Genomic DNA, 22,828 nt, shown 5'->3' with positions numbered 1-22,828 from the left:
AGCCCTATATCTCCCCCTCGCCCCATCCTGCCCAAGATCCTCGGCCTGTGCCGAGGAAAACAGAGTGATGGGGAGGGGAGATCGCTCGATGCGGGTTGAGAATGGAATGCGGCGAGATGGCGATGGAACGGGGGCAAGGCACCACCTAACCTATTGTCATAATTATCAAAACTGTCTTCCTCGGCGCAGGCCGAGGATCTCGGGACGAGAAGGCGCTGCGGCCGATATCGGTCTCCCATCTCCACCTCCATCCCCCTCATTCCCCCTCCTCCGCCAACCTTTTCGCCGCCCTTGCCAGCCGCTCGCCCAAACCCTCCAGCCCCTTCACCCGCACGGTCTCTTCAAACGCCTTCACCCCGATGTGCTTGCCGATCAGCTCCAGCCGCTTCAGCCGGTCGGAGAGGCGGATCTTCTTCACAAACCCCACCTGCTCCCGGGCATTGCCGCGGCCCTCGAAGCGCTCTTCGATCTCCACGCCCTGCACCAGGCCTTGCCGCCACACGGCGGGCCACTCGTCCACCGGCTTCAATTTCCCCTCGCCGTCATAGAGATCGGCGATATCGGCAGTCGCCTCGTCCACCAGCCGCCCGAGCAGCCAGCCGGCGTCCACTTTTCCGCCTGGCTCGCCATCCATCTCGGGCGGTTGCTGTTTCACCTTGCGCGGCACGGATCACTCCTCGTTTGCCTCGGAGAGACTAGCCGAAGCAGGTTTGCCGCCTTCCCCCAGCACCAGCTTGAAGCCGCGCTGATAGCCGGCCGCCTCGATGCGTACGCCCGAGCCCTCGATGCGCTTCCTCAGCAGGCAGAGCTGCGTCTTGAAATACTTGCGCGCCGTCTCGTATTCCGGCCCGCCGTCGAAATCGTCGGCATACATCTCGCCGATGATCGCCTCGCCGGTCACCGGCTTGCCCTTGCCCTGCCAGACGCGGGTGAGGATCGCCTCCTGCTGCGGCGGCAGCTCATAGGCGCGGGCGATCAGGTTGGGCGACAAAACCGGCGCCAGCGCGCCGCAGCACGGGCAGGTGACGCCCGTCTCCGTCGCCGGCACCGCCTCGCCCCCCACCGCTGGCGCATCGGCGGCAAAGCCCTGGAGGCGCGCCCCCAGGCGGATGTTGTCGATCCGGTCGTCCAGCGTGTCGCCGTTCCTAGGCAGCAGCACCCGGTCGGTGCCGCCAAAGTGCCAGTTCCACACGAGATAGCGGCGCATGTAGCGGGTGACGGCCGCCCGGCTGCCGAGATGGACGGTCCAGATCGGGCCGGCATCCAGCCGCTTGCGATAGAGCTCGCCGCCCGCCTCGGGGTGCCGCCGTCCCACCGGATCGCGCCAGAACAGCCGGCCGTCGGGGCGATAATCGAACAGCGCCCGCGCCGCTTCCCGGCTCATCTGCGCCGGCGAAAACCAGGTGGTGGGCAGGCCCTCGGCCGCGGCATCGTCGCCGGCCACCAGCGACGGCCGCCCCTTGCCCGCCGCCACCGCCTTGCGCGTCGCCTCGGTCAGGCCGGGGCCGGTGAGGCGCGGCGCGGTGCTCGGCCGCTGGAGTTCGGCGCCACGGCCCGTTCCCGCCCCAGCCAAACGATCGGCGGCATAACCCGTCCCCCGCTCGCCGCCGGATCGATACCCGCCGTCCCGCTCATCCTCATCGGCGCGCCAGCTGGCGCGCATCTCCGTTGTCATCTGGTCTGCCATGCCGGCTCTCCTTGCGTGGAGCCGACGCAGCGCGTCGTGGGGCAACACAAATCCTGCCGCCGAAAAGTTAACGGGCAAAGCAACCGAAAAACCCGCAGCAACCCTGGGGCGACAGGCGTCCCAACCGCACGGAGGCGAGGCGAGGTGTTAACGGCTGGGGCAGCGTTGAGGCGGCTCATCCAACAGCCACCGCCCAGCCGCCGCAAGCAGCCGTCCTATAGGTCCGTCATCGCCGCGCAGCCACCGTAAGCCGCCATCCCATAGGTCTGTCATCCCAGCGCAGGCTGGGACCTCAGGCAGAAAAGGACGCGACGCCGATATCGGGCACAGGTACTCCGCAGCCCCACCGTCTGCCTTTCACGCGAGTATAGGCAGCGGGGCGTTGGGACGGAGATTCATTTCAGGGGCGAGCAAGAAAATGACTCGGATTCCGCAATCAGGGAAAGAGGGGGGTGGAGACGGGACGGAACGAGCAAAGTGTCGTAGCCGCCTGAAAAGACGCAATCGCTGGCCCAGGCGAGACGAACGACGTCTTTCTGGCGCTCAATCATGTCTCTCTCACCCGCGTAAACAGGGAGACGGACCGAAACCGCAAAACGGGTGCTCGAAGCGCACGTAGCCTGTGCCGATCGCCCCGGGCTCCAAAAGCCGTCCGAGTTCCCCCCTCTCGACTTAGGAAGTCACATAAGTCAATTTGCTACGTGCAGAAACGCATTGCCGCTACGCTCGATTGAGAGATAGGCTACTCGTGAGTATGCTTCGGCACCACGGGAGGGAAATCATGGGCAGTAGTGGGTCTGGTCGCTTCTCCGATTACACAGGCTCCGCCAAAAAAACAGAAAGCAACGGTGGAGCTTCTGGCGGAAGCAGCGGGGAAGACAAGTGCCGCCAAGCGTTCAGCACCGGGTTGGAGGACATCGAGCATTACGACTACTACAAAAATCACGGGCAAATACCGCCCAACGGATCCAGCTTAACCCTCGAACTCCGCGGACGTGTGGTCGCAGTAAGCGACACCGGCGAGAGCGTTGGCGCTCTTCCAACCCAATACAATTACATCGCGGGCTGCCTGCAGTCTGGAATCAGGTACGTCGGCATCATCATCAATTCTGCCGCAGCGCCAGTTATGAGAATTGACGTCGACTTTGCCGCAGTGTGAAGTGATGAAAACGAGCGATCAACTACTCGTAGGTGAGGTTTTCATTGACTTCACCGTAGCGACGAACACCACACCTTGCAAAATGCGCCTTGGAGGCATTGTTCATGCTGCCCGGGGACTCTGGGCATGTGGAATACCCTATTCCGTCGCAGCAATCTGTCCAGCATATATATTAAGCGAAGTTAAAGACTACCTCAGCAAGCACGGTTGCAAAGAGTTCATTCATCTTGGAAACGTGACAGGATCGCCGAATTTGATCGTGATCGGCGACGCGAGGGAGGTCGCCGACCAAGGGTATGAGGATGTACTTCGGGACACTAAACGGGTGGAAATCAGCCAAAATAAAAACGCGCTAAGCGAGTTCCAGACCGTTACTTTATTTCCGGGTCGGTATGATATTGGCGACGTCCTCAAATCACTAAGTCAAAACGCGCAAATAATTATCGATATTGCTTACAATTTTACTGACAAAGATCTTTCTGCGCTTCCTCCAAGCAGAATAAGAGCGTTAGTTACATCAACATCTTCAGATCTTTTCCAGGCCAAATCACGAGATAACGTAGATTATTTCCCGGAGAGCTTAAAGAAAATTGACGTACCGCTTTTCCTTCTAAAGGAAAACAGAGGAGGAAGCCGCCTATTTGATCTTATAGCGGACCGAATTCACTATATCCCTTCCGTACTCGGATCAACGGTCAACTCCGTCGGTGTCGGCGACGTGTATACCGCAGCGTTCTCCGGCTTTCTGCGAGACAGCCCCGAAACAGCCGCATGGCGAGGAATGCAGGCGGCGACCTCATACGCGCAGACCACCTTCCCAGACGACTTCAAGGCAAGTGTAACGAGAGATATCGCTCTCCCTATTGAGATAGTAAAAGGACTAGGCGGTGTACAGCTTCCTTGGCATGAGCGAAGTGAGTACAATATCTATCTAGCTGCTCCAGATTTTTCGTACATCGACAAGAGAGAAATCGACGAGGCTGTTCGCTCATTACAATATCATAATTTCAAAATTCGCCGGCCGATACAGGAAAATGGGGAAGCCACACAGGGCGCAGATACAAGTAACCTTCTCCATTTCTATACAAAAGACCTCGAGCTCTTAGAGCAATGTGTTGCGGTGTTCTCGATTCCTCTGAATAGGGACCCCGGCACTCTGATAGAGACTGGCTGGGCAATAGCCAAACGCAAACCTGTAATAACCTTTGATCCGAGAAAAGAAAACAATAACACGATGGTTATGTGTGGCAGCGACGTCTATTCGAGCGATCTAGATACTTGTTTGAACGGGCTATTCAATTGCGTATCAAAGCTACGAGTACCGTAAAATGAAAATGGTAATTTTGATGGCTTCCGGAGGTCTGGATTCCACAACGGTCTCATATTTACTGATCGAGAAAGGGTACTGTGTGCAACCAGTATTCTTTGACTATGGACAGCATTGCGTCGAAAAAGAATGGGACTTGGTGAATTCCGTTCTGCCGTCGCAGGTACTGCCCCCGGAAAGAAACGACATATCAGATTTGTTTAAAGGGTCCAGCTCTAGGCTCATCAGGGAAGCAGATCTGTGGAGCGAAAACGTACAGGATGACGAGCTGTATGTTCCCTATAGGACTTTTGTGTTTTTCGCGGCTGCAGCCGCACGCGCACAAACTTTAGGCGCGACCACAGTATATACCGGCTTTATAAACAGTAATCATGCTAAGGAGATCGACTGCACGGCCGAGTTTATGAACAAGTTGGACGGGCTGACTGAGAAAATTGGGCCGGTGCGCTTCGTCTCCCCATTTCGATATAGTTCGAAAGCAGAGGTCGCTCAGGAAGCGATCCGTTTGAAAGTACCGATCGGGAGAACTTTTTCGTGCCAAGCAGCCAGCGAGCTGCCATGCGGGGCTTGCCCAAACTGCGTGGAAAGGTTAGCAGCACTCCGCAAAACGGGGCTACTCGGATGACAAAAATCGGCGACGCAGCAGCGGGAAGGCTGGAGCTTCTTATTGCAGCAAGAAAGGTCGCCGATTTTGCGAACTCGGACGGGCTGCAAAAATCACAGGCGAGGGTACGAGCCCATTATCGCCATTTGGGCGCTCTACTTGCCGACTCAATACTCCAGGCAGGACTGAATTACTCTACGGTCGTCCGCCCCCGAATAGAAAGAATACTGGCGACGTATCCCTACGCCACCACCACTGAAACCTTACTAGAGATCGTTAACAGTGGAGAAGTTGGATCGTTCCTAAATTGGAAGCACCCCACCAAAATAGATCGCTTCATTCGACTGGTGGGCACCTTGGCCGATTTGGGAGTCGAAGGCATTGATGATTTGCGCACCAGTTTGCGCTCGGGGGATTTTTCGGAGCGCCTTCGGCAACTTAATGGCATCGGGCCCAAGACGATAGATTACATGAGCTGTCTTGCTGGAGATGAATCGATTCCAGTGGATAGACACATAAGGGCTTTTGCGTTACGCGCCGGTGTGGAAGGCGACGATTATTATTATTTGAAGAATACATTTTGCTTTGCCGCAGATCTATTGTCGGTATCCCGGAGGGAGTTTGATGCGTGGATTTGGCAGCGTGAATCAAGCAGAAATATAAGGAATGATCAGCTGGGGTTCTATTTTTGTGCATAAGAATTCCATCAATTCTCTTTCTCGTAATTGTAGACGTGAAGCAGCTGCACAAATATCATGTTTAGATCAAACGACAGAAATCCGATTTCGTCCATAATTTGACGGCAACGGTCTGGCGAGAGATACTCCTGATCGAGCGAGACCACTTCGTTTTGCCGGCGCGCCCGCGTCCGAAGAACGGGTATGCCGATAGCTAGAAAATCAAATAAGTACTTTGAGTGTAAAATACTATTCCTGCGATCCCGTTCCTGATGTAGACGAGCGACAACGGAACTCACCTTATCATACCAGCCGTCTATTTTTACCGGCCGGAACGTCTCTCCGTCGTGAATCAAACTACAGATTCCATCGATCTTCTGCGCTATTGTCTTCTTTGACAGCCACTCTATCGTGGGCATCCTATTTTCGGCACCTTTGGCCAAAAAGTAGATCTCATCTATCTTCCCCTCAAGCCACTGGAAACTTATGACGTATTTGCCAATGAAATTATACAGCCTTTCGGACTCTAGTACTGCCTCGGGATCCTCCATCCAACGATTTCTGGTCATCAGGCAACCTATCAGGTAAATATTGTAACTAATTCTGTTTTGCGAGCTATTTATATTATTACTCAGCTCCCCGCATAGCTGAAGTTATTACCTTTTGGGTAAACATTAACTGCGACAGCGTGGAAATCCTAGTGCCGGGCTGCTCAATGAGCCGGCAGATAACGCTCCCCCTACCCCCACAACTCCCCCGCCAACCCCATCACCGCCTCCCTCAGCCACCGATGCGCCGGATCATCATTCCTCCGCGCGTGCCAGTAGAGCCGCACATCCGGCGCCGGCACATCCACCGGCATGGCGTAGAGCGTGAGGCCCAGCCGCTCGGCCACCGCTTCGGCGAATTGGCGGGGCACGGCGGCCAGCGCGTCGGTCATGGCCACCGCCTCGGCCACGCTCTCGAAATGCGGCAGGGCGATGCGCACCGTGCGGCGGGCGCCGGCCTTGGCCAGGGCGTCGTCCACCATGCCCGAGAGCGTGCCGTCGATGGAGCGGATGGCATGCGGCAGGTCGCAGTAGATCGCCAGCGGCACCGGATCGCCGGGCGTCACGCCCGATAGCGCCGGGTGGCCGCGCCGGGCGATCAGCGCGAAGGGCGAGACGAACAGCTGCGCGCTTGCGATCGGCTCGGCCGTCTCCAGCGGCCGCTCCAGGGCGAGGTCGATGGCGTCGTCCTGCAACAGGCGTGTCACGTCGCCGCGCGCACTGTCGAGAAAGCGCCAGGTGAGGCCGGGGGCGACGTCGCTCCAGCGGGCGAACAGGCGCGGCATCAACAGCATCGAGAAGAAATCGGCGCCCAGCAGCGTGAAGGTGCGCCGCGCCGTGGCCGGATCGAAGCCGCGCGGCGGGCCCAGCGCCGCCTCGATCGCCCGCAGCGCTTCGCGCACCGGGCCGCAGAGGTCGTCGGCGCGCGGCGTCGGCACCATCTCGTTGCCCCGGCGCACGAACAGCTGGTCGTCGAGCAGCGCGCGCAGCCGATTGAGCGCCGCGCTCACCGCCGGCTGGCTGAGGCCGACCCGCTCGCCGGCGCGGGTGGCGCTGCGCTCGGCCATCAGCGCATCGAACACCCGGAGGAGGTTGAGGTCGAAGGCATTGAAATTCATGGCAGCAATCCGGCCCATACAATCTCTCGATTTCATGCCGAATTCATCAGCCTGTAAAGAGCTTCTCCATCGGAGCCAAACATGTCCGACAGAAAAACTGTTGAGGAACAAATCATGCTGATGAAGAAAATTGAAGAAAGCCGTGCCGATACGCTGTGGTTCGGCAATACCGCCGTCTCCATTCTCGTCTCTAGTGCCGATAGCGCCGATGGCGTGGCGATCATCGAGCATCACGTGCCCTATGGCGACGGCCCGCCGCTACACATCCACCATAGCGAGGACGAGATCTTCTATGCGATCAGCGGCGAAGTGCTGCTGGAAGTGGCCGGCGTCAGCCGCACGCTCAGGGCGGGCGATTGCGTCAACGCGCCGAAGGGCGTGCCGCACCGCTTCCGCGTGGTGTCACCGGAGGGCGCCCGCTGGCTGACGGTGACCCGCGGCGCCGATTTCGAAACCATGGTCCGCACGGTCAGCCGCGTCCCCACCCACGCCGGCCTGCCCACCGCCGCCGCGCCGACACCGGAGATGATCGAAGCGCTCACCGCCGCCTGCGCCCGGAACCAGATCGACATCGTCGGTCCACCGCTGATGGGGTGATAGAGGGTAAGGCATTCATTCATATATGGATCTGTCTTCCTCTGCGCAGGCAGAGGATCTCGGGACGAGAGAGCACGGAGGGCCGTATCGCGCTCCCTCGCTGCCTGGAGCCCCATATCCGACCCTCGCCCCCCTTTCCCCCAGATCCTCGACCTGCGCCGAGGAAGACAGCTTGATGGGATGGGGAATAGCTGGAGGCGGGTTGAGAATTGGGTACGGCAGGAATGACAGTGGAGCGGGGTTGAGAACCACCTATCCGATTGTTTCCATTATATATAACACTGTCTTCCTCGGCGCAGGCCGAGGATCTCAGGACGAGAAGACGCTGAGGGTCGTATCGCGCTCCAAGGTGGTCAGGGCACCCTATGGATCCCTCGCATCTTTTCCTGCCCGAGATCCTTCGCCTGCGCGAAGGAAGACAGCTTGATAGAGGCCGCCAAGCGTATACACGGTATGAATCCGCGAGCTGCTAGCCGCTTGTTCCCTCTATATAATTCACCTGTCATCCCTGCGAAGGCCGCTTGAATTCACGTGTGAATTCAAGGTGGACCTCAGGCAGGATGGAGCGCTCGGCCGATATCGCGCTCCAACACCCCCTCACCGCTCCAGCCGCCGCCGCATGAACAGGCTGATCGGCGTCGGCTGGTAGGGCGGGAAAGCCTCTGTGGGCTGGTAGCCGCCACGGCGATAGAGCTGCTGCGCGTCGGTGTTGTAGATGCCCACCTCGAGCAGCATCAGCTCGGCCCCGCCCTTCAGCGCCTCTGCCTCCGCCGCCTGAAGCAGCGCCCGGCCGACGCCCGCCCCACGCGCCTCGGCAGCAACGATCATCCGCTTGAGTTCCATGCTGCGGTCGCCCCGGTCGAACAGCACGCAGAGCCCCACCGCCTTTCCGCCCCGCCGCGCCACCACCACCTGGATATCCGGATGGGCCAGCGACGCCGCCGTGATCACCCGGCGGAACGCGCCGGGATAGAGCGCCGCCGCCACGGCATCCGATTGCGCCAGCAGCGCCGACACCTCGTCCTGCAACGGCGGCTCAACTCCAACGGATATCCGGTTCATGGCAAAACCCTTCGATGCAGGTTAAAACGCCCGTGGCCCGCTCACGGACCAAACACGACATGGAGCTTGAAGTGACGCCGATCCTGCAGCGTATCCGCAAGGTTCTCCAGGCGGAAGCCGAAGCCATCAACGCCATTCCCGTCACCGATCAGTTCGAGGCCGCCGTTAGGGCCATGTGCGCCTGCGAGGGAAAGATCGTCACCACCGGCATCGGCAAGGCCGGCCTCGTGGCGCGCAAGATTTCGGCGACGCTCTGTTCCACGGGCACCCCCTCGGCCTTCCTGCATCCGGGCGAAGCGGCCCATGGCGACCTCGGCATGCTCGACCACAAGGACGTGCTGATCGCCTTCTCCACCAGCGGCAAGTCGGTGGAAGTGCTGGAAACGCTGGAGTTCGCCCGCCATCTCGACGTCTCCCTCAGCATCGGCATCACCTCGCATGTCGACTCCGGCATCCGGGCCTATTGCCCCATCGTCATCGACATGGGCCCGGTGGAAGAAAGTGGCTGCCCGCTCGGCCTGACGCCGTCGTCCTCCACCACGGTGATGATGGCCATCGGCGACGCGCTGGCGCTGGCCGTCATGGAGCAGAAGAGCATCACCCGCCACGACTACGGCCTCCGCCATCACGGCGGCTACCTCGGCAAACGCGCCCGCACCGACAATCTCTAGGGGTACTTGAGCGGAGAGCATGGGATGGCCAAGGAAACGCTCGCCTACGACACGCCCTGCGTCCTCTTCATCACCCACGCCGAAGTGGCGATCGACCCTGCCCTGCCGGTCCCTGAGTGGCCGCTCTCCCTGTCCGGGCGCGCCCGTCATCTGGCTTTCAACGACCGGGAGTTCATCCAGGATATCACCGCGATCTATTGCAGCGCCGAGCGCAAGGCGATCGACGGAGCCGAGATCCTTGCCGGGGCAACCGGGCTGAAAGCGAACATCCGCGAGGCGCTCGGCGAGAACGACCGCTCCAGCACCGGCTTCCTGCCGCCGCCCGAATTCCAGAAGACGGCCGACCTGTTCTTCGCCCACCCCGAGCAGAGCATCCGCGGCTGGGAGCGGGCCATCGACGCGCAGACGCGCGTGGTCGAAGCCGTCAACCAGATCCTGGCCGAGGACGCATCAACGGGTCACATCGCCATCGTCTCGCATGGCGGCGTCGGCACCCTGCTGCTCTGCCACCTGACCGGCTCGGCCATCTCGCGTGCGATGGATCAGCCCGGCTCCGGCGGCGGCAACTCCTTCGCCTTCGATAGGGCCACAAGGTCGGTGTTGTATGGGTGGAGGGATATTGGTTCGCGGTAGTGAATCGGCGCAAGTATTTGTGTCATATATATAAATCTGTCTTCCTCCGCGCAGGCGGGGGATCTCAGGAAGGTTGAGCGAGCGGCCGATATCAAGCTCCAAGGTGATCAGGGGCGCCCCTATATTTCCCTTATGCCCTTTTCTGCCCGAGATCCTCTGCCTGCGCAGAGGAAGACAGCTTTATGGGAGCGAGAGCGCCGTTAACTGCTTACTCTTATTATATAATTCTCCTGTCTTCCTCTGCGCAGGCAGAGGACCTCAGGAAGGTGGAGCGATCGGCTGATATCGCGCTCCGCACCTCATTTTTGTTACTACAATAATATTGCCCGGCATTCTTTTTCGTAGTAACAGAATTCCATGCCGATCGAGTTCGATCCCGCCAAGCGCGCAACCAATCTGGCCAAGCACCATATCGACCTGACAGAGGCCGAAAAGGTGTTCGAGGGCGATACGCTGACCATCGAAGACGACCGCTTCGATTACGGAGAGCAGCGTTTCATCACCATTGGCCGGCTCGAAGGGCGCATGATGGTGATCGTCTGGACCCCGCGCGGCGCGGCCCGCCGCATCATCTCCTTGAGGAAAGCCAATGACCGTGAACAGGCAGCCTATTCCCCCCGGCTTTGATCCCGACGAAGCGCCCGACCTCAGCGCGCCCGAGTGGCAGGAGAAGTTCGCCGCCGCCAAGGTGCAGCGTGGACGGCCAAAAGCTGAGAACCGCAAGGTATCGACCACCATCCGCCTCGACGCCGACGTGATCGCCGAGTTCCGCGCCGGTGGTGACGGCTGGCAGTCGCGCATCAATTCGGCGCTCAGGGAATGGCTCGAGAAGAAGCGGGCGTGAGGCGATATTGCCTCTTGGGCGCCCTATAGATCCCTCGCGCCCCTTTCTGCCTGAGGTCCTGCGCCTAAAGCGCAGGATGACAGCTTGATAGGCGCCAGCGAGCGCTCGTCCCGTGGGGGCTTGCGCTGCGTTATCTGATTGTTCCATATATATAAATCTGTCATCCCTGCGCAGGCCGCTTGAATTCACGGGTGAATTCAAGGTGGACCTCAGGAAGGTGGAGCGAGCGGCCGATATCAAGCTCCAAGGTGATCGGTGGCGCCCCTATATTTCCCTTATGCCCTTTTCTGCCCGAGATCCTCTGCCTGCGCAGAGGAAGACAGCCTTATGGGAGCGAGAGCGCCGTTAACTGCTTACTCTTATTATATAATTCTCCTGTCTTCCTCTGCGCAGGCAGAGGACCTCAGGAAGGTGGAGCGATCGGCTGATATCGCGCTGCGATCGATTAAGGGCGCCGATATAAACCGCGCCCCTCTTTCTGCCGAGGTCCACCTTGAATTCACACGTGAATTCAAGCGGCCTGCGCAGGGATGACAGCTTTATATAGTAAAATCAGCGGCCTAAGCCCCTACTCCGCCACCGCCGCCCGCTCGCTGGCCATCATCTTCACCAGCGTGCAGTTGTCCACCGGGGCCGAGAACAGGAAGCCTTGGCCGATGTCGCAGCCGAGTTCGGCCAGCGCGTCGCGCTGTTCTGGCGTTTCGACGCCTTCGGCCACCGTCTTGAGGCCGAGGCCGCGGGCCAGCACCACCACCGAGCGCATGATGGCCAGCGCTTCGGCGTCGCCCGGGATGCCGTCGACGAAGCTCTTGTCGATCTTCAGCGTGGTGAAGGGGAAGCGGTGGAGATAGCCGAGCGAGGCATAGCCGGTGCCGTAGTCGTCGAGCGCCAGCGGAATGCCCCGGGCGCGCAGCCGGGCGAAGGCTTCGTTGACGATGGGGTCGGCGCCCACGAACACGGATTCGGTCACTTCCAGCTCGAAGCGGCTGGCCGGCAGGCCGGAGGCTTCCAGCGCGCCCAGCGCCATGGTCGGCACGTCGCCGGATTTGAGGTCGAGCGCGGAGACGTTCACCGACACCGGCACCGCCTCGGGCCAGGCGGCGGCGTCGAGGCAGGCGCGCGTCATCATCCAGGCGGTGAGACGGTGGATCAGGCCGGTTTCCTCGGCAATGGGAATGAACACGCCGGGCGGCACCGTGCCGAGGCTGGGGTGGCGCCAGCGCATCAGCGCCTCGGCACCCACCACGGCGCCAGTCTGAAGGTCGAACTTCGGCTGATAGGCCACATGGATCTCGCCACGATCGAGCGCGGCACCGAGTTCCTTTTCCAGCATCAGGCGGCGCACTAGGCTCGCCTCCATCGACGCTTCGAAATGGGCGATGCGCCGGCGGCCCTGCTTCTGGGCGGTGTTGAGCGCCAGATCGGCCCGCCGCATCAGCACGGCGAGGTCGCTGCCGTCCCAGTCGGCGCCGGCCACGCCGAAGCTGGCGCTGACGGTCAACCGGTGCCCGCCCACCGTGAACGGCTCGGCGAAATCGCTGAGCAGCCCCGCCGCCAGTTGCGAGGCCACATCCAGCCCCTCCGGGCAGAACACGGAAAACTCGTCGCCGCCCATGCGGGCCAGCGTGCCGGCGGTTCCCACCCGCGCCTCGGCCCGCCGCGCCACGTCCACCAGCAGCAGGTCGCCGGTCTTGTGGCCCAGGCTGTCGTTGACGAGCTTGAAATGGTCGAGGTCGAAATAGATCAACGCGCCGCCCAGCTGGGTCGCCGCCTCGGCAAGGCCCGCCCGGTTGAACAGGCCGGTCAGCTCGTCATGCAGCGCCATGGTGCGCAGCCGGTCGGCTATCCGCTGCCGCTCGGTCACGTCGCGCAGCGCCACGCAGACATAGGTCTTGCTCGCCCCCTGGCTGAAGGCGCCACCCTCCACCTGGAAGGCGGTGACGGAGTATTCCAGCACGCGGGCGTCCAGCCACGACGTGGCGACGATGTTGGTCCTGTTGCCGTCCGCCTGCTCGCGCACCGCGGCGATCATGTCGAACAGCGAATCCGGCAGGCGCGGCCCCACTTCGCCGAGGCCCAGCAGCCGTGCCGCCTCGCCGTTGATGCGCACCAGCGCGTCCTTGTCGTCGATCAGGATGATGCCGTCGAAGCCGTCCTCCACCACCCGTTCCAACAGGCGGCGGGTGTTGACGGTCTCGCGCCGCGCCACGGTCAGCAGCACGCGGCTGATGTCATATTCATGGGCCAGCACCAGCGCCGCCAGGCAGGCGGTGGCGGTGTGGATCGCCGTCGTGTTCAGCACCAGCGCGTCGTTGATCTGCAGAACAATGGCCGTCGCCTCGGTCAGCGCCGACAGGCCAATGAGCAGCGGCAGCGCCCGCCGCGTCGGCGCCAGCGACATGAGCAGCGCCAGCGCCATCAGCGGCAGGGCGATCGGCAGCGTCGGCAGTTGGGCAAGGGCCCGCCCCTCGGTCAACGTTTCCGCCGCCAGCGCCACGATGTCGGCGCCCGGCACGATGCCCCAGCGCGGCACCAGGAAATAATCGTGCAGCTCCAGCGCCCTGGCGCCGATCAGCGCCGTCTTGCCGGCGATCTCCGTGGGGCTGACCCGGCCATAGAGCACGTCGGAGGCCGACACGTGGGCAATGGCATCGCGGTCGATGGAATAATCGATGGTGACGGGGTCGCTACGGTCGATCTTGCCGGCGATCAGCGCCGGCAGCGCGTCCAGCCGGTTGCCGTCCACCGTCATGTGCGAGGGGAATTGCCGGACGCGGCCGTCGTCATCCACCGCCACGTTGACCAGCGCCGGCCAGCCGTCGGCGAACAGGTCGATCGGCCGGTTGAGGATGATGTCGGTGTCGCGCGCCGTGCGGCTCTGGCGGAAGGTGGCGAGGAACACCGGCGCGTTGGCCTCGGTGAGTGCCTTGGCAAACGCCTTGTCGGCCGCCGGGTTGGAGCGGGCGCTGAAATCGATGTCGAAGGCGATCTTGCCGGCGCCGAGATCGTCCAGCGCCTCGATCAACCGGGCATAGATCGACCGGTCCCACGGCCAGACGCCGACGGTGGAGAGACTCTTGGCGTCGATGTCCACCATCACAAGCGAGGCTGTCGGCGCCCGCGTGCCGAAGGAAAAGCGCAGGTCGGTCAGCCGGTCATTCAGCCGGTCGAAGCCGCCGGAGAGCCACAGCGCCGCGACGACGGCACCCACCGACAGGGCGCGAAAGGCCAATGCCGGCGCGCGCGCCATCCCATCGGCGCCGATGAGCTCCGCCCCCTTCTGGAGCGCAAGATCGAGCCAGGCTGGCTTCAATCTTTGCTCCCGTGCCCATGGTCGGAGTTGCCGTTGCCAGAGTTGCCGTTGCCCGAGTTGCCGTTGCCGGAATTGTTGCCGCTACCCGAGTTGGAATTGCCGGAGTTGCCCTTGCCGGAATTGCCGCCCGCGTTGCCGCCGGCATTGCTGTCTTCCGACTTGCCAGCGCCATCGCTGTTGCCGCCGGCGTGGCTGGTCACCGTCTTGCCGGCACCGTTGATGTTTTCACTCTCGGGAACCTCGGTCTTGGTTTCCACCAGCGAGCCGTCGGCCGCCCGCGTCACCACCTTGCCCTTGAACGGTTCGGGCGTCCTCAGCTGGCCAGCGCCGCTGAGCGACAGCGGTTTTCCCTCGCCGGAGGTGGCCGTCTGCCCGGCCGTCACGTCGGCCTCCAGCCTGTTCTTGACGTCGATCACCGCCACGCGGCCGCGCTTGACGGCGGTTTCCGAATAGCCCTTGAAGGTGGAAACGCTGAACACCGTGCCCTTCACCACCGCCGCCATGTAAGGCGTCTCGACGGCGAGGCGGATGTGCTTGGCCGGGTTCACCTCCACGTCGGCGGCGCCCGCCGTCTGCAGCACGTCGGTGAACTTGCCGTTCAGCCGTTCCTTGATCTGCACCTGGCTGTCGGGGGCGATGGTGATGGTCACGCCGTCACGCACCAGCGTCAGCCGGCCCGAGCCCAGCGTCTTCACCGTATCGCCGAGGGCAATCGGGTCGTTGGCGGCCACCCGCACCCAGTCGGTGCCCACCAGCCGGTAGGCCTTGCCGCTCACCGTTGCAATCTGCCAGTCGGCGGCCAGCACCGTCGACCCGATCAGACAGCCGCCCACCAGCGCCAACACGCCGAAAACCCGGCTAACCTGCATATCCGCCCCCATATTCAACTTCCCGAAAGCATCCTCCGTTTGCATTGCCCGCTCGTTAACAGAAACAATAAAGTTACCCGACAAATCGCCGGATTCCCGCCAAAACCGCATCATCCTTAACGGGTTGGGTATGGGGGATTGCCGCAGCGTCACCCACGCAAAGCTGTCCTCCGTCGCGTGAGAACCAGGACCTCCCCGCCAAACTGTCTTCCCCGGTGGGAGGCCGAGCCCCCACAAGCTGTCAGCCTTCGCGCAGGCGCTGCTGCCCATATCAGGCGCCATTCGCACTCGAAGCCCTATACCGCCCCCTCGCCCGATCCTGCCTGAGGTCCTCGCCTTCGCAAGGATGACAATTTATATATAAGGAACAGTGCACTAGCCGCTCGCAAGCTTTCCTTGCGCTAGCATCAGGCGCCCACGCGGAAGATGACGATCCATAGAGGGCGCAAGCGGGCGCACCTCGCTATCCGATTGTTTCATCAATATAAATTGTCATCCTTGCGAAAGCGAGGACCTCGGGACGAGAGGACACTGCGGCCCATATCAGGCGCCTCTTCTCCCTGGAGCCCGATATCCCCCCTCGCCCCATTCTGCCCGAGATCCTCGGCCTACGCCGAGGAAGACAGCTTGATGGTGATGTCAGCGCAGGCAAGTTATTGTTTTATATAATTTACCTGTCTTCCTCGGCGCAGGCCGAGGATCTCAGAACGAGAAGGCGTCACCGCCCCTATCAGACGCCCATCTCCGTCACTCCCAGCAAAGCGGAGCCTGATATCACCCCCCTCGCCCCTCCTGCCCGAGATCCTCGGCCTGCGCCGAGGAAGACAGCTTGATGGGAGGGGAGATAGCTGGATGTAGTTTGAGAACTGAATGCCGGTTGAGAGCCGAATCCGGAGAGATGACTGCGGCACAGGGGCAAGCCACCACCTATCCGCTTGTTTCCATTATATCTATTACTGTCTTCCTCGGCGCAGGCCGAGGATCTCTGGACGAGAAAGCGCCACCGCCCCTATCAGGCGCCCCTTGCCGCACCCGCAGCAAAGCGGAGCCCGATATCCCCCCCCGCCCCATTCTGCCCGAGATCCTCGGCCTGCGCCGAGGAAGACAGCTTGATGGGGATGTCAGCACAGGCAAGCTATTGTTTTATATAATTTACCTGTCTTCCTCGGCGCAGGCCGAGGATCTCGGGACGAGAAGGCGCCACACCCCTATCAGGCGCCCTCACCCCACCCTCAGCTTCCGCATCGCCCTGATCTGCCCGATGAACCCCAGCAATCCGATGGTGGCGACGATGTCCGAGAGCATGGCGACATCGGCAATGAGGCCGGGCCAGAGGCCGCGTTTGACGAACTTGGCGGGGCTCGCCACCTCCGGCCAGGACACGATGGCGATCGGCTGGCCAGCCTTCACCAGCAGGCCGTTGAGGAACACCTCGAAGCCGAAGCGGCGCAGCCCGTCGAGCGCCGGCAGGCGGCCCTCGATCAGCGCCATCGGCAGGGCGCGCTCGCCGGAGATGTAGTCGATGCCGATGCGCCGCCACACCCAGGGCGAATTGCCGCGCAAGGACACGGACGCATAGGCCCGCCCATCGGCAACCGGCGCCACCAGCGCGCCCACCGCCTCCGCCGTCAGGCCCAGGAGATCGGCGTCGATCAGCACCACGTGGCTGGTGCGCACCGTCTCGAGTCCAAGCCGCAGCGCCGCCGTCTTGCCGCCATTTGTCGGTGCCCGCAGCAGCTCGGCGCCATGCTGCAGCGCCACCTCGCCGGTACCGTCGGTCGAGCCGTCGTCGACCACCAGCACGCGGTCGAACAGCGGATGGCCGACCACCGCCTTGAGCACGCCCGGCAGACGCGCCGCCTCGTTATAGGCGGGGATCAGGCAGGTGAAGCGCGGCCCGCTCATCGGCTGGCTCGCCGGTGGCGGATGAAGAAGAAGGTGGCCACCCCCAGCGTCAGCACGGCCATCAGCACCGCCGCCTCGCCCGACATCCACGTGGCGATCGTCTCATAGGCGCTGCCGAACAGATAGCCGAGCGCCACGAAGAACAGGCACTTGGGAATGCCGGCCAGCGTGTTGACCAGCAGGAAGCCGCCAAACGGCATACGGGCGGCGCCGGCCGCCGTCAGCGCCGCAAAGCCCGCCGCGTGCGTCAGCTTGGCGGCCACCAGAATGCGGGTGCCGTTGCGCTTGAAGCCCTGGATCAGCGCCTCAAGCCGCTCAGCCGTGAGACCCAGCCGGTTCCGCCACTTGGGGCTGAGGCTGTCGAGCGCCAGCCGTCCGAGAAAATAGAACAGCGTGTCGCCCAGCATGTCGGCGATGATGACGCAAGGGATCACCTGCCACAGGCTGAGAATCTGGCGGTTGGCGAGATAGCCGGCGATGACGGTGACGATCGGCCCTTCGACGACGGCGAGCGGCGTCAGCACCCACATGCCGTAGCTCGACATCATCGAAACCAGCGTGGCGTGGTCAATCATGTTCCACCAGGGCCGGCGTCATCCGCTCGTCGGCACTGAGGGGAGCAATGGCGTTGCCGCGCCACTCGATGTCGCGCTTCAGGAAGGTGGCAAGCCACAGGATCGGCAGCAAGGCGTCGCGCAGCGGCAGCGCCAGCAGGTCGCGCCAGGCGGACGGCCAGCCGGCCCGCCGCATCAGCACGAACTCGGCGCCATACCAGATCAAGGCGATGGCCGGCAGCGCGGCTGCCATGTCGAGCCGGTCGGCGGCGATGGTCGCCAGGAGGAACGGCGCCAGCGGCCCGTTGAGCGGCTCGGCGGCGAACAACAGTGGGAAGCCGTCGCGCCGCACCCGGCTCCAGCGCAGCTGGCGGTTCCACACGTCGCGAAACGACCGCCGGCCGATCGGCTGAGCAAACGGCAGCGGCGTCAGCCGCACCTTGAGGCCAGCGGCGCGCACCAGCTTGGTGGCGTTGACGTCCTCGGCGAGATAGCGGCCGAGCGCCTCGATGCCGCCGGCGTCGTCCAGCATTTTGCGGTTCCAGAACAGCGTCTTGCCCTGGGCAAAGCCATTGCCGAGGCTGTCGGAGGCAAGCTGCAGCCGCGCCTGGTTGCCGTTGAGGAAGGCGCATTCCAGCGAGCCGGCAAGGCCATCGGGCCGCTCGCCGATCGGCGGCGAGGACACAAGGCCTGCCCTCTCGTCCCATGAGGCGACGACGGTGGCCAGATAGGTGGCCGGCAGGCTGAGATTGCTGTCGGCCATGCAAACCCAGTCCGTAGTGGCGGCCTGCCAGCCGGGGAACAGGTTGTTGAGCTTGGGGTTGCGCGTCACCCGCCGCTCGCCGGTGAGAAGCCGGGCCGGACGCTCCGGATGGGCGGCAATCAGCTCTTTCAAGAGCGGCACGCAAGGGTCGTCGGCCGACGGGGCGCAGAAGATGATCTCGTAGTCGGGATAGTCCTGCAGGAACGAGCTCTCCAGCGTCTCCCGGTCGAAGGCCTCGCGGCCGCACACCGGGCGCAGCAGCGTCAGCCGCGGCTGGCCGATGATACCTTGAAGCGTTGACGTGAGCTGCTGGCGGCGGCGCAGGCGGTTGAGATAGAGGCCGACGGTCAAGAGATGGGCGGCAAGCAAGGCTGCGGCTAGAACAATCACGGCTTCTGTCATGCGTGAACCACCTGGGCTTCCGGTATGAGACCAGAGTCGAGAACCGACACGGCCCGACCGTCGACCAGATGCAAGCGGCCGCTATAGTCCTCGGACAGGCATGTCATACTTGTAACCCAGTCGCCGCAGTTCGCATAGACGAGTCCATAGCGATCATGCAGGCCAGCCATATGATAATGCCCACAAATCACCCCGTCGGCGCCGCGCTGGCGTGCCAGATCGACCAGGCGGCGCTCGTGGCCGCGCCCCAGATGCAGCGCCGCGTTGACGCCTGCGAAGATGCGGTCGATTCGGCCGCACTTGCCGCGGGCCTGCCGCTCCTCGGCCGGCAGGATGGCGGTGCAGATGAGGCGCGCCAGGCTTTCGAGATAGGTGCCGATGCGCGTCAGCGCGTGGCTGCGGATGAACGCCCGGTCCTGTTCATGGCCGTGGACGATCAGATAGCGGCGTCCGTCGGCGGTGGTGTGGAGGATTTCGTCGATGGGTTCGACCGGTAGCCGCCGCCGATCCGGGGCGATCTCCGGCGCCGGATCATGGTTGCCGATCAGATAGATCAGCTTGGCGCCCTCGGCCTGCCGCTGCCTGAGATGATTGACCACCGCGTCGCAGGCGGACGCGCGCGCCAGCGAGAAGGGCACGCCGAGATCGAGAATGTCACCGACCAGGAAATAGGTATCGGCCTTGTTGTGCATCAGGAAGCGCATCACCAGATCGGCGCGGGCGCCGATCGCCCCGAGATGCAGGTCGGACAGAAACAGGCTGCGGTGGCGGCGGATCGGTGCCTTCTTGGATGCGGGATCGGACAAGGCGCTCTCCTTCACAACCAGTTATTGCATCTTCCCCGTGCGCAGAAGATCCACTGATTACCCGCCAAAGAAACTTAGCAAAATGATGACGGTTCCCCCGAAATTTCAAAATGATCAACACGAATGCGCGACGAAAATGTGAGACTACTCAGCGAGCTAGGCGGCAATACAGGGCGCCGTTGCCTTATATTTGCTCAATTGCGCTCGATCGGTGAAGGACGCGCCCACTCGGCTTTTTTCGGGAGCCGCTCTGCAATCGGCAACGGCCTCAGCGGCTCGCCCGGATGTGGTCGATCAGCGCCCTGAGCTTCGGCGCCATGTTCCGCCGGTTGGGGAAATAGAGATAAAAGCCGGGAAACGGCGGCAGATAGCGCTCAAGCAGCGAGACGAGCGCGCCGCTTTCGATATGTGGCCGGAAGGTTTCCTCGGTAGCGAAGGTGATGCCGCCGGAGAGAGCCGAGCGCGCCTATGAAGGCCGCTATCAGGTCACCGGCGACCACATCGACTATTGGGACGATACCGGCTTCACCGCCGACGGCGACTTCATCAACGGCGTCCTCCACCACGCCGGCATGGTCCTGCATCGGCGGTAGGGGACGGAGACCGGCCTCCGTCATCAGTTCCTCGCATTGACAACGAGCGCACAACCCTAAAGATGCAGAGAATATACTAGGGGGTGCAAATGCTGCTGAGTCTGCGCGCGTTGGTTCCTGTTGTCATGTGCCTGGCTTTGACCGGATGCCTCACCGTCACTCATAAGGTCACGGTGTTCCATAACGTCACAAAACCGGAAACCTTCAGCATTCGGCCGGCGCCCTCCGTCGCAGGGAACCCTGAGGCCAATGCCTACGGAGATCTGATCGCGCAAAAGCTGATCGAGAAAGGTTGGTCGAAGTCCGACAAGCCGGCGGTAGACGTCCAGTTTGACTACGGTCTCGACGATAGCCAAAACTTCGGCGCGATCGGCACCGCTAACTACCACCACTGGGTCTACACGCGAAAGCTGACTGTCCGGATTGACGAGAAGGCGACGAAGAAGCGTATTTACGAGGGCACCTCCCGCAACGGCGGCGTGTCTTCGCGCTTCGATCCCGTCGTACACTGCCTGGTCAACGCTTTGTTCAAGGATTTCCCAGGTGAGTCCGGACAGACCAACATAGTCAACGTCAGCAGCGGTTGTTACGACGACAAAAGCAAGAGGTGAGTAGGTAGGCGCTTCCTATCACTCTCTTGTCATCCCCCGCGCAGGCAAGGACCTCAGGACGAGAAGGTGGGGAGGGATTTATCAGACTCCCTCTGGTGCTTGGAGCGCCATATCGGCTGCCCTCTCGACGACCGCACCCGCCGCCTGGTGACGCTCGCCGAGGGCACGCTCGGCAAGGATTGGCAGCCCGGCGAGGTTTGTTCCAAACGCCGCAAGATGTCCGTCGCCTTCAAGGACAGCAACGGCGCCATCGCCGTCAGCTCTGGGAAAAGAGCGAGGAGATGGTCAGGCTGTTTCTGGGGTGAGGAGGGCGCCACCGGGCGTATCACGTGCCCAGAAGCCCTCGGGCTTCGGTCCATATCCGTCGGGTCACTTCACCGGCGGGCGCGGTCGTCGAGAGGGCAGCCGACTGGCCGGCCCAGGCCTGCATCCTTTCGATGTCGTTCTGCCGACCGGCCTCCCCCCGCATCGGCGCGGTCAGCCCCCTTTGCACCGGATAAGGCGCGGGCTGTGGTGCGTTGCCACCCGTCGCGGCACGGACATAGGCGGTGGCGACGCTGCGGCCGGCGCGCCCGCTGAACACCCGGCTGAGCTGCGTCTGCTCCGGCAACGTCCGTCCGATGGCGTCGGCCCAGGCGGGATGGATCTTCGCCTCGGGGCAGCGCAGAAAGGCCGTGCCGATCTGGACGGCGCTGGCGCCAAGCGTCAGAGCGGCGGCGACACCCCGACCGTCGGCGATGCCGCCGGTGGCGACGACGGGCACCTTCACGGCATCGACGACGGCTGGGATGAGCGAGAACAGCCCAACCAGGTCGCGCTCAGCAGTCTCCGCATGGAACGCCGCGCGGTGGCCACCGGCTTCCATGCCCTGGGCGATGATGACGTCCGCTCCGGCCGCTTCCGCCTGCTTGGCCTCATCCACCGTCGACACCACGGCGAACCAGGCGATGCCCGCCGCCTTGACGCGCTTGACGTAGTCCGGCGGGAACAGCCCCATGACCGAGGAAATCGCCGTCGGGCGCGCCTCGAGCAGCGCTTCGCACTGGGCTGAAAAGTCGGGCGGAACGGCATCGCCGGCGGATGTCGGCACCTCCGGCCCCCAGGCGGAGAGAAAGGCGCGCACCTTCCCCTCGCGCTCGGCGTCACGCTTGGGCGCGGGATCGGGAATCCAGAGATTGAGCTGGAAAATGCCGGGACTCTCGGCGCGCACGTCGCGAACCCAGTCGCGGATTTCCTGGGGCTGCATCAGCAGGGCGCCCAGCGCACCCATGCCGCCGGCACGGCCGACGGCGGCGGAGAGCGTCGGGGCGCTGGCGCCGGCCATTGGCGCGAGCAGTATCGGCAATGTCAGGCCGAACCGCCGGCAGAACGCCTCGGCGCGCGCGGTGCTGTTCATGGATCACCTCCGTTCCACGTCCACGAGCACCGGCACGGAGCCGGCGGAGGAGAGCCCCCGCTCCGTCACGCCGCCAGAGCCCAATATCCGCCTCCCGCCTCGGGCCGGAACTATAGACAAATACGTAGCAACGCGCATCCCCCCGCCATGGACTGTCCCTCTCCCAAAGGCGAGAACCTCGGGCAGGATGGCTTCAGGACAAGATGGCCGGCAACAGGCTGATCTCTGACCGGGTGGCTGATCTGATCGGCGCTCTCCCGGCCGGCGACACGACATCCTTGAGCCCGTTCGGGGCGGTGATCGGCGCAACGGTGCCATATGAGGGGCGACGCCTCCGCCAGCTGTTGCCGAGTTCGATCATCCTGGCGCCCGGCCTGGGCGCTCATGGCGGCGACGCCGCCAGCATCCACGCGCTACGCGGAACGCGGCCTGGCGATTTGTTGGTGCCGGTCTCCCGAGGACTGACCCGCGTCGAAGACCGGGACGTTTCGCTCGACGGCTACCGCGCGCTGATCCTGGAGCGGATCGCCCAGTTCAAGGCGGCCATCGCCTATAGCTACGGCGAGAGGCAGGCGGAGGCGGGTTAGGGGATACCTATATCAGCGTCGCGCTCCATCCTGCCCGAGATCCTCTGCCTGCGCAGAGGAAGACAATCTATATATTTGTTTCTTTTATATAATTCTGCTTTC

The 22,828-nt window shown here is 62.7% G+C and carries 23 protein-coding genes and 2 pseudogenes; 12 read left to right on the top strand and 13 right to left on the bottom strand.

All coding sequences use genetic code 11. The annotated features are described in order from the left end of the window. Nucleotides 1–256 precede the first annotated feature (256 nt). Together G522_RS28615 and G522_RS29350 are read right to left on the bottom strand one after the other, a co-directional pair. Nucleotides 257–667, bottom strand: a complete 411-nt coding sequence (locus tag G522_RS28615) for a terminase small subunit (RefSeq protein WP_051229223.1) — start codon at nt 665–667, stop codon at nt 257–259. Nucleotides 668–670: 3 nt separating this feature from the next. Continuing rightward, a complete protein-coding gene (locus tag G522_RS29350; RefSeq protein ID WP_051229221.1) occupies nt 671–1,687 on the bottom strand; it encodes a hypothetical protein in 1,017 nt (338 codons plus the stop codon). Between the two features lie 781 nt (nt 1,688–2,468). Here G522_RS29350 and G522_RS0124330 point away from each other — a divergent pair. From G522_RS0124330 to G522_RS0124315, 4 genes are read left to right on the top strand one after another with little or no spacing between them, the layout of a single operon-like run. Further along, nucleotides 2,469–2,846 (top strand): hypothetical protein, encoded by a 378-nt coding sequence (locus G522_RS0124330; RefSeq protein WP_026793243.1) that lies wholly within the window; start codon nt 2,469–2,471, stop codon nt 2,844–2,846. Nucleotides 2,847–2,850: 4 nt separating this feature from the next. Further along, nucleotides 2,851–4,173: a nucleoside 2-deoxyribosyltransferase gene (locus tag G522_RS0124325; RefSeq protein ID WP_026793242.1), complete on the top strand. Its 1,323-nt coding sequence runs from the start codon at nt 2,851–2,853 to the stop codon at nt 4,171–4,173. Between the two features lies 1 nt (nt 4,174). Next, a complete protein-coding gene (locus tag G522_RS0124320; protein ID WP_026793241.1) occupies nt 4,175–4,798 on the top strand; it encodes a 7-cyano-7-deazaguanine synthase in 624 nt (207 codons plus the stop codon). Continuing rightward, on the top strand, nt 4,795–5,475 hold the full coding sequence (locus G522_RS0124315) for an HhH-GDP family DNA glycosylase (protein WP_036840874.1): 681 nt from the start codon (nt 4,795–4,797) through the stop codon (nt 5,473–5,475). The genes G522_RS0124320 and G522_RS0124315 overlap by 4 nt, the downstream gene beginning before the upstream one ends. Before the next feature lie 8 nt (nt 5,476–5,483). On the opposite strand, the gene G522_RS0124310 is transcribed toward G522_RS0124315, so the two are convergent. After that, nucleotides 5,484–6,005 (bottom strand): hypothetical protein, encoded by a 522-nt coding sequence (locus G522_RS0124310; protein ID WP_026793239.1) that lies wholly within the window; start codon nt 6,003–6,005, stop codon nt 5,484–5,486. 188 nt (nt 6,006–6,193) lie between these two features. Beyond that, nucleotides 6,194–7,120: a LysR family transcriptional regulator gene (locus tag G522_RS0124305; protein ID WP_026793238.1), complete on the bottom strand. Its 927-nt coding sequence runs from the start codon at nt 7,118–7,120 to the stop codon at nt 6,194–6,196. 81 nt (nt 7,121–7,201) lie between these two features. On the opposite strand from G522_RS0124305, the gene G522_RS0124300 reads away from it, so the two are divergent. Then, the gene (locus G522_RS0124300) at nt 7,202–7,717 is read left to right on the top strand and encodes a cupin domain-containing protein (protein WP_245586730.1); all 516 of its coding nucleotides are present in this window, start codon (nt 7,202–7,204) and stop codon (nt 7,715–7,717) included. 597 nt (nt 7,718–8,314) lie between these two features. Here G522_RS0124300 and G522_RS0124295 read toward each other — a convergent pair. Then, nucleotides 8,315–8,779 (bottom strand): GNAT family N-acetyltransferase, encoded by a 465-nt coding sequence (locus G522_RS0124295; RefSeq protein WP_026793236.1) that lies wholly within the window; start codon nt 8,777–8,779, stop codon nt 8,315–8,317. Between the two features lie 59 nt (nt 8,780–8,838). Here G522_RS0124295 and G522_RS0124290 point away from each other — a divergent pair, with 59 nt between their 5' ends. The 4 genes from G522_RS0124290 to G522_RS28605 all read left to right on the top strand — a co-directional run bounded on the left by G522_RS0124290 (nt 8,839) and on the right by G522_RS28605 (nt 10,927). Beyond that, nucleotides 8,839–9,450 carry a KpsF/GutQ family sugar-phosphate isomerase gene (locus G522_RS0124290; RefSeq protein ID WP_051229248.1) on the top strand — a complete coding sequence of 204 codons (612 nt, stop codon included), beginning with the start codon at nt 8,839–8,841 and terminating at the stop codon, nt 9,448–9,450. 24 nt (nt 9,451–9,474) lie between these two features. Then, on the top strand, nt 9,475–10,083 hold the full coding sequence (locus G522_RS0124285; protein WP_051229216.1) for a histidine phosphatase family protein: 609 nt from the start codon (nt 9,475–9,477) through the stop codon (nt 10,081–10,083). 357 nt (nt 10,084–10,440) lie between these two features. Continuing rightward, on the top strand, nt 10,441–10,710 hold the full coding sequence (locus G522_RS0124280) for a BrnT family toxin (protein WP_026793233.1): 270 nt from the start codon (nt 10,441–10,443) through the stop codon (nt 10,708–10,710). Further along, a complete protein-coding gene (locus G522_RS28605; RefSeq protein WP_245586729.1) occupies nt 10,679–10,927 on the top strand; it encodes a BrnA antitoxin family protein in 249 nt (82 codons plus the stop codon). Before G522_RS0124280 ends, G522_RS28605 begins: the two co-directional genes overlap by 32 nt. A 568-nt stretch (nt 10,928–11,495) precedes the next feature. On the opposite strand, the gene G522_RS28600 is transcribed toward G522_RS28605, so the two are convergent. The 7 genes and pseudogenes from G522_RS28600 to G522_RS29835 all read right to left on the bottom strand — a co-directional run. After that, on the bottom strand, nt 11,496–14,240 hold the full coding sequence (locus G522_RS28600; protein WP_036840868.1) for an EAL domain-containing protein: 2,745 nt from the start codon (nt 14,238–14,240) through the stop codon (nt 11,496–11,498). After that, entirely contained in the window at nt 14,237–15,109 is an 873-nt protein-coding gene (locus G522_RS0124255; RefSeq protein WP_036840865.1) for a FecR domain-containing protein, read from the bottom strand. The genes G522_RS28600 and G522_RS0124255 overlap by 4 nt, the downstream gene beginning before the upstream one ends. A gap of 1,221 nt (nt 15,110–16,330) precedes the next feature. After that, entirely contained in the window at nt 16,331–17,014 is a 684-nt protein-coding gene (locus tag G522_RS0124250; RefSeq protein ID WP_026793230.1) for a glycosyltransferase family 2 protein, read from the bottom strand. Beyond that, nucleotides 17,011–17,589, bottom strand: a complete 579-nt coding sequence (locus G522_RS0124245) for a DedA family protein (protein ID WP_026793229.1) — start codon at nt 17,587–17,589, stop codon at nt 17,011–17,013. The genes G522_RS0124250 and G522_RS0124245 overlap by 4 nt, the downstream gene beginning before the upstream one ends. Then, entirely contained in the window at nt 17,582–18,733 is a 1,152-nt protein-coding gene (locus G522_RS0124240; protein ID WP_026793228.1) for a ceramide glucosyltransferase, read from the bottom strand. The genes G522_RS0124245 and G522_RS0124240 overlap by 8 nt, the downstream gene beginning before the upstream one ends. Beyond that, the gene (locus G522_RS28595; RefSeq protein ID WP_210162978.1) at nt 18,730–19,539 is read right to left on the bottom strand and encodes a UDP-2,3-diacylglucosamine diphosphatase; all 810 of its coding nucleotides are present in this window, start codon (nt 19,537–19,539) and stop codon (nt 18,730–18,732) included. The genes G522_RS0124240 and G522_RS28595 overlap by 4 nt, the downstream gene beginning before the upstream one ends. Nucleotides 19,540–19,807: 268 nt before the next feature. Beyond that, nucleotides 19,808–20,002: pseudogene (locus tag G522_RS29835) on the bottom strand (LysR family transcriptional regulator); the annotation flags it as partial. Between G522_RS29835 and G522_RS29345 the strand changes: the two are divergent. Both G522_RS29345 and G522_RS0124225 read left to right on the top strand, forming a co-directional pair. Further along, nucleotides 19,998–20,132: pseudogene (locus G522_RS29345) on the top strand (Atu4866 domain-containing protein); the annotation flags it as partial. The pseudogenes G522_RS29835 and G522_RS29345 overlap by 5 nt on opposite strands. An 89-nt stretch (nt 20,133–20,221) precedes the next feature. Then, on the top strand, nt 20,222–20,743 hold the full coding sequence (locus G522_RS0124225; RefSeq protein ID WP_026793227.1) for a DUF4136 domain-containing protein: 522 nt from the start codon (nt 20,222–20,224) through the stop codon (nt 20,741–20,743). Between the two features lie 325 nt (nt 20,744–21,068). On the opposite strand, the gene G522_RS0124220 is transcribed toward G522_RS0124225, so the two are convergent. Further along, entirely contained in the window at nt 21,069–22,139 is a 1,071-nt protein-coding gene (locus G522_RS0124220) for an NAD(P)H-dependent flavin oxidoreductase (protein ID WP_026793226.1), read from the bottom strand. A gap of 203 nt (nt 22,140–22,342) precedes the next feature. Between G522_RS0124220 and G522_RS28590 the strand changes: the two genes are divergently transcribed. Then, entirely contained in the window at nt 22,343–22,726 is a 384-nt protein-coding gene (locus G522_RS28590; protein WP_210162977.1) for a beta/alpha barrel domain-containing protein, read from the top strand. Nucleotides 22,727–22,828: the final 102 nt, after the last annotated feature.

The organism is Pleomorphomonas oryzae DSM 16300, from assembly GCF_000422965.1.
Classification (GTDB): Bacteria; Pseudomonadota; Alphaproteobacteria; order Rhizobiales; family Pleomorphomonadaceae; genus Pleomorphomonas; species Pleomorphomonas oryzae.
This window is presented reverse-complemented; position numbering and strand designations above follow the sequence as displayed.

Excerpts from the sequence above, each read along its gene's own strand:
- G522_RS0124315 (WP_036840874.1), top strand. The coding sequence starts at position 4,795 with ATGACAAAAATCGGCGACGCAGCAGCGGGAAGGCTGGAGCTTCTTATT.
- G522_RS28590 (WP_210162977.1), top strand. The coding sequence starts at position 22,343 with ATGGCCGGCAACAGGCTGATCTCTGACCGGGTGGCTGATCTGATCGGC.
- G522_RS0124225 (WP_026793227.1), top strand. The coding sequence starts at position 20,222 with ATGCTGCTGAGTCTGCGCGCGTTGGTTCCTGTTGTCATGTGCCTGGCT.
- G522_RS0124280 (WP_026793233.1), top strand. The coding sequence starts at position 10,441 with ATGCCGATCGAGTTCGATCCCGCCAAGCGCGCAACCAATCTGGCCAAG.
- G522_RS0124295 (WP_026793236.1), bottom strand. The coding sequence starts at position 8,779 with ATGAACCGGATATCCGTTGGAGTTGAGCCGCCGTTGCAGGACGAGGTG.
- G522_RS29350 (WP_051229221.1), bottom strand. The coding sequence starts at position 1,687 with ATGGCAGACCAGATGACAACGGAGATGCGCGCCAGCTGGCGCGCCGAT.
- G522_RS0124250 (WP_026793230.1), bottom strand. The coding sequence starts at position 17,014 with ATGAGCGGGCCGCGCTTCACCTGCCTGATCCCCGCCTATAACGAGGCG.
- G522_RS0124310 (WP_026793239.1), bottom strand. The coding sequence starts at position 6,005 with ATGGAGGATCCCGAGGCAGTACTAGAGTCCGAAAGGCTGTATAATTTC.
- G522_RS0124290 (WP_051229248.1), top strand. The coding sequence starts at position 8,839 with ATGGAGCTTGAAGTGACGCCGATCCTGCAGCGTATCCGCAAGGTTCTC.
- G522_RS0124245 (WP_026793229.1), bottom strand. The coding sequence starts at position 17,589 with ATGATTGACCACGCCACGCTGGTTTCGATGATGTCGAGCTACGGCATG.
- G522_RS0124305 (WP_026793238.1), bottom strand. The coding sequence starts at position 7,120 with ATGAATTTCAATGCCTTCGACCTCAACCTCCTCCGGGTGTTCGATGCG.
- G522_RS0124240 (WP_026793228.1), bottom strand. The coding sequence starts at position 18,733 with ATGACAGAAGCCGTGATTGTTCTAGCCGCAGCCTTGCTTGCCGCCCAT.
- G522_RS0124255 (WP_036840865.1), bottom strand. The coding sequence starts at position 15,109 with ATGCAGGTTAGCCGGGTTTTCGGCGTGTTGGCGCTGGTGGGCGGCTGT.
- G522_RS0124320 (WP_026793241.1), top strand. The coding sequence starts at position 4,175 with ATGAAAATGGTAATTTTGATGGCTTCCGGAGGTCTGGATTCCACAACG.
- G522_RS0124220 (WP_026793226.1), bottom strand. The coding sequence starts at position 22,139 with ATGAACAGCACCGCGCGCGCCGAGGCGTTCTGCCGGCGGTTCGGCCTG.
- G522_RS0124300 (WP_245586730.1), top strand. The coding sequence starts at position 7,202 with ATGTCCGACAGAAAAACTGTTGAGGAACAAATCATGCTGATGAAGAAA.
- G522_RS0124325 (WP_026793242.1), top strand. The coding sequence starts at position 2,851 with ATGAAAACGAGCGATCAACTACTCGTAGGTGAGGTTTTCATTGACTTC.
- G522_RS0124285 (WP_051229216.1), top strand. The coding sequence starts at position 9,475 with ATGGCCAAGGAAACGCTCGCCTACGACACGCCCTGCGTCCTCTTCATC.
- G522_RS0124330 (WP_026793243.1), top strand. The coding sequence starts at position 2,469 with ATGGGCAGTAGTGGGTCTGGTCGCTTCTCCGATTACACAGGCTCCGCC.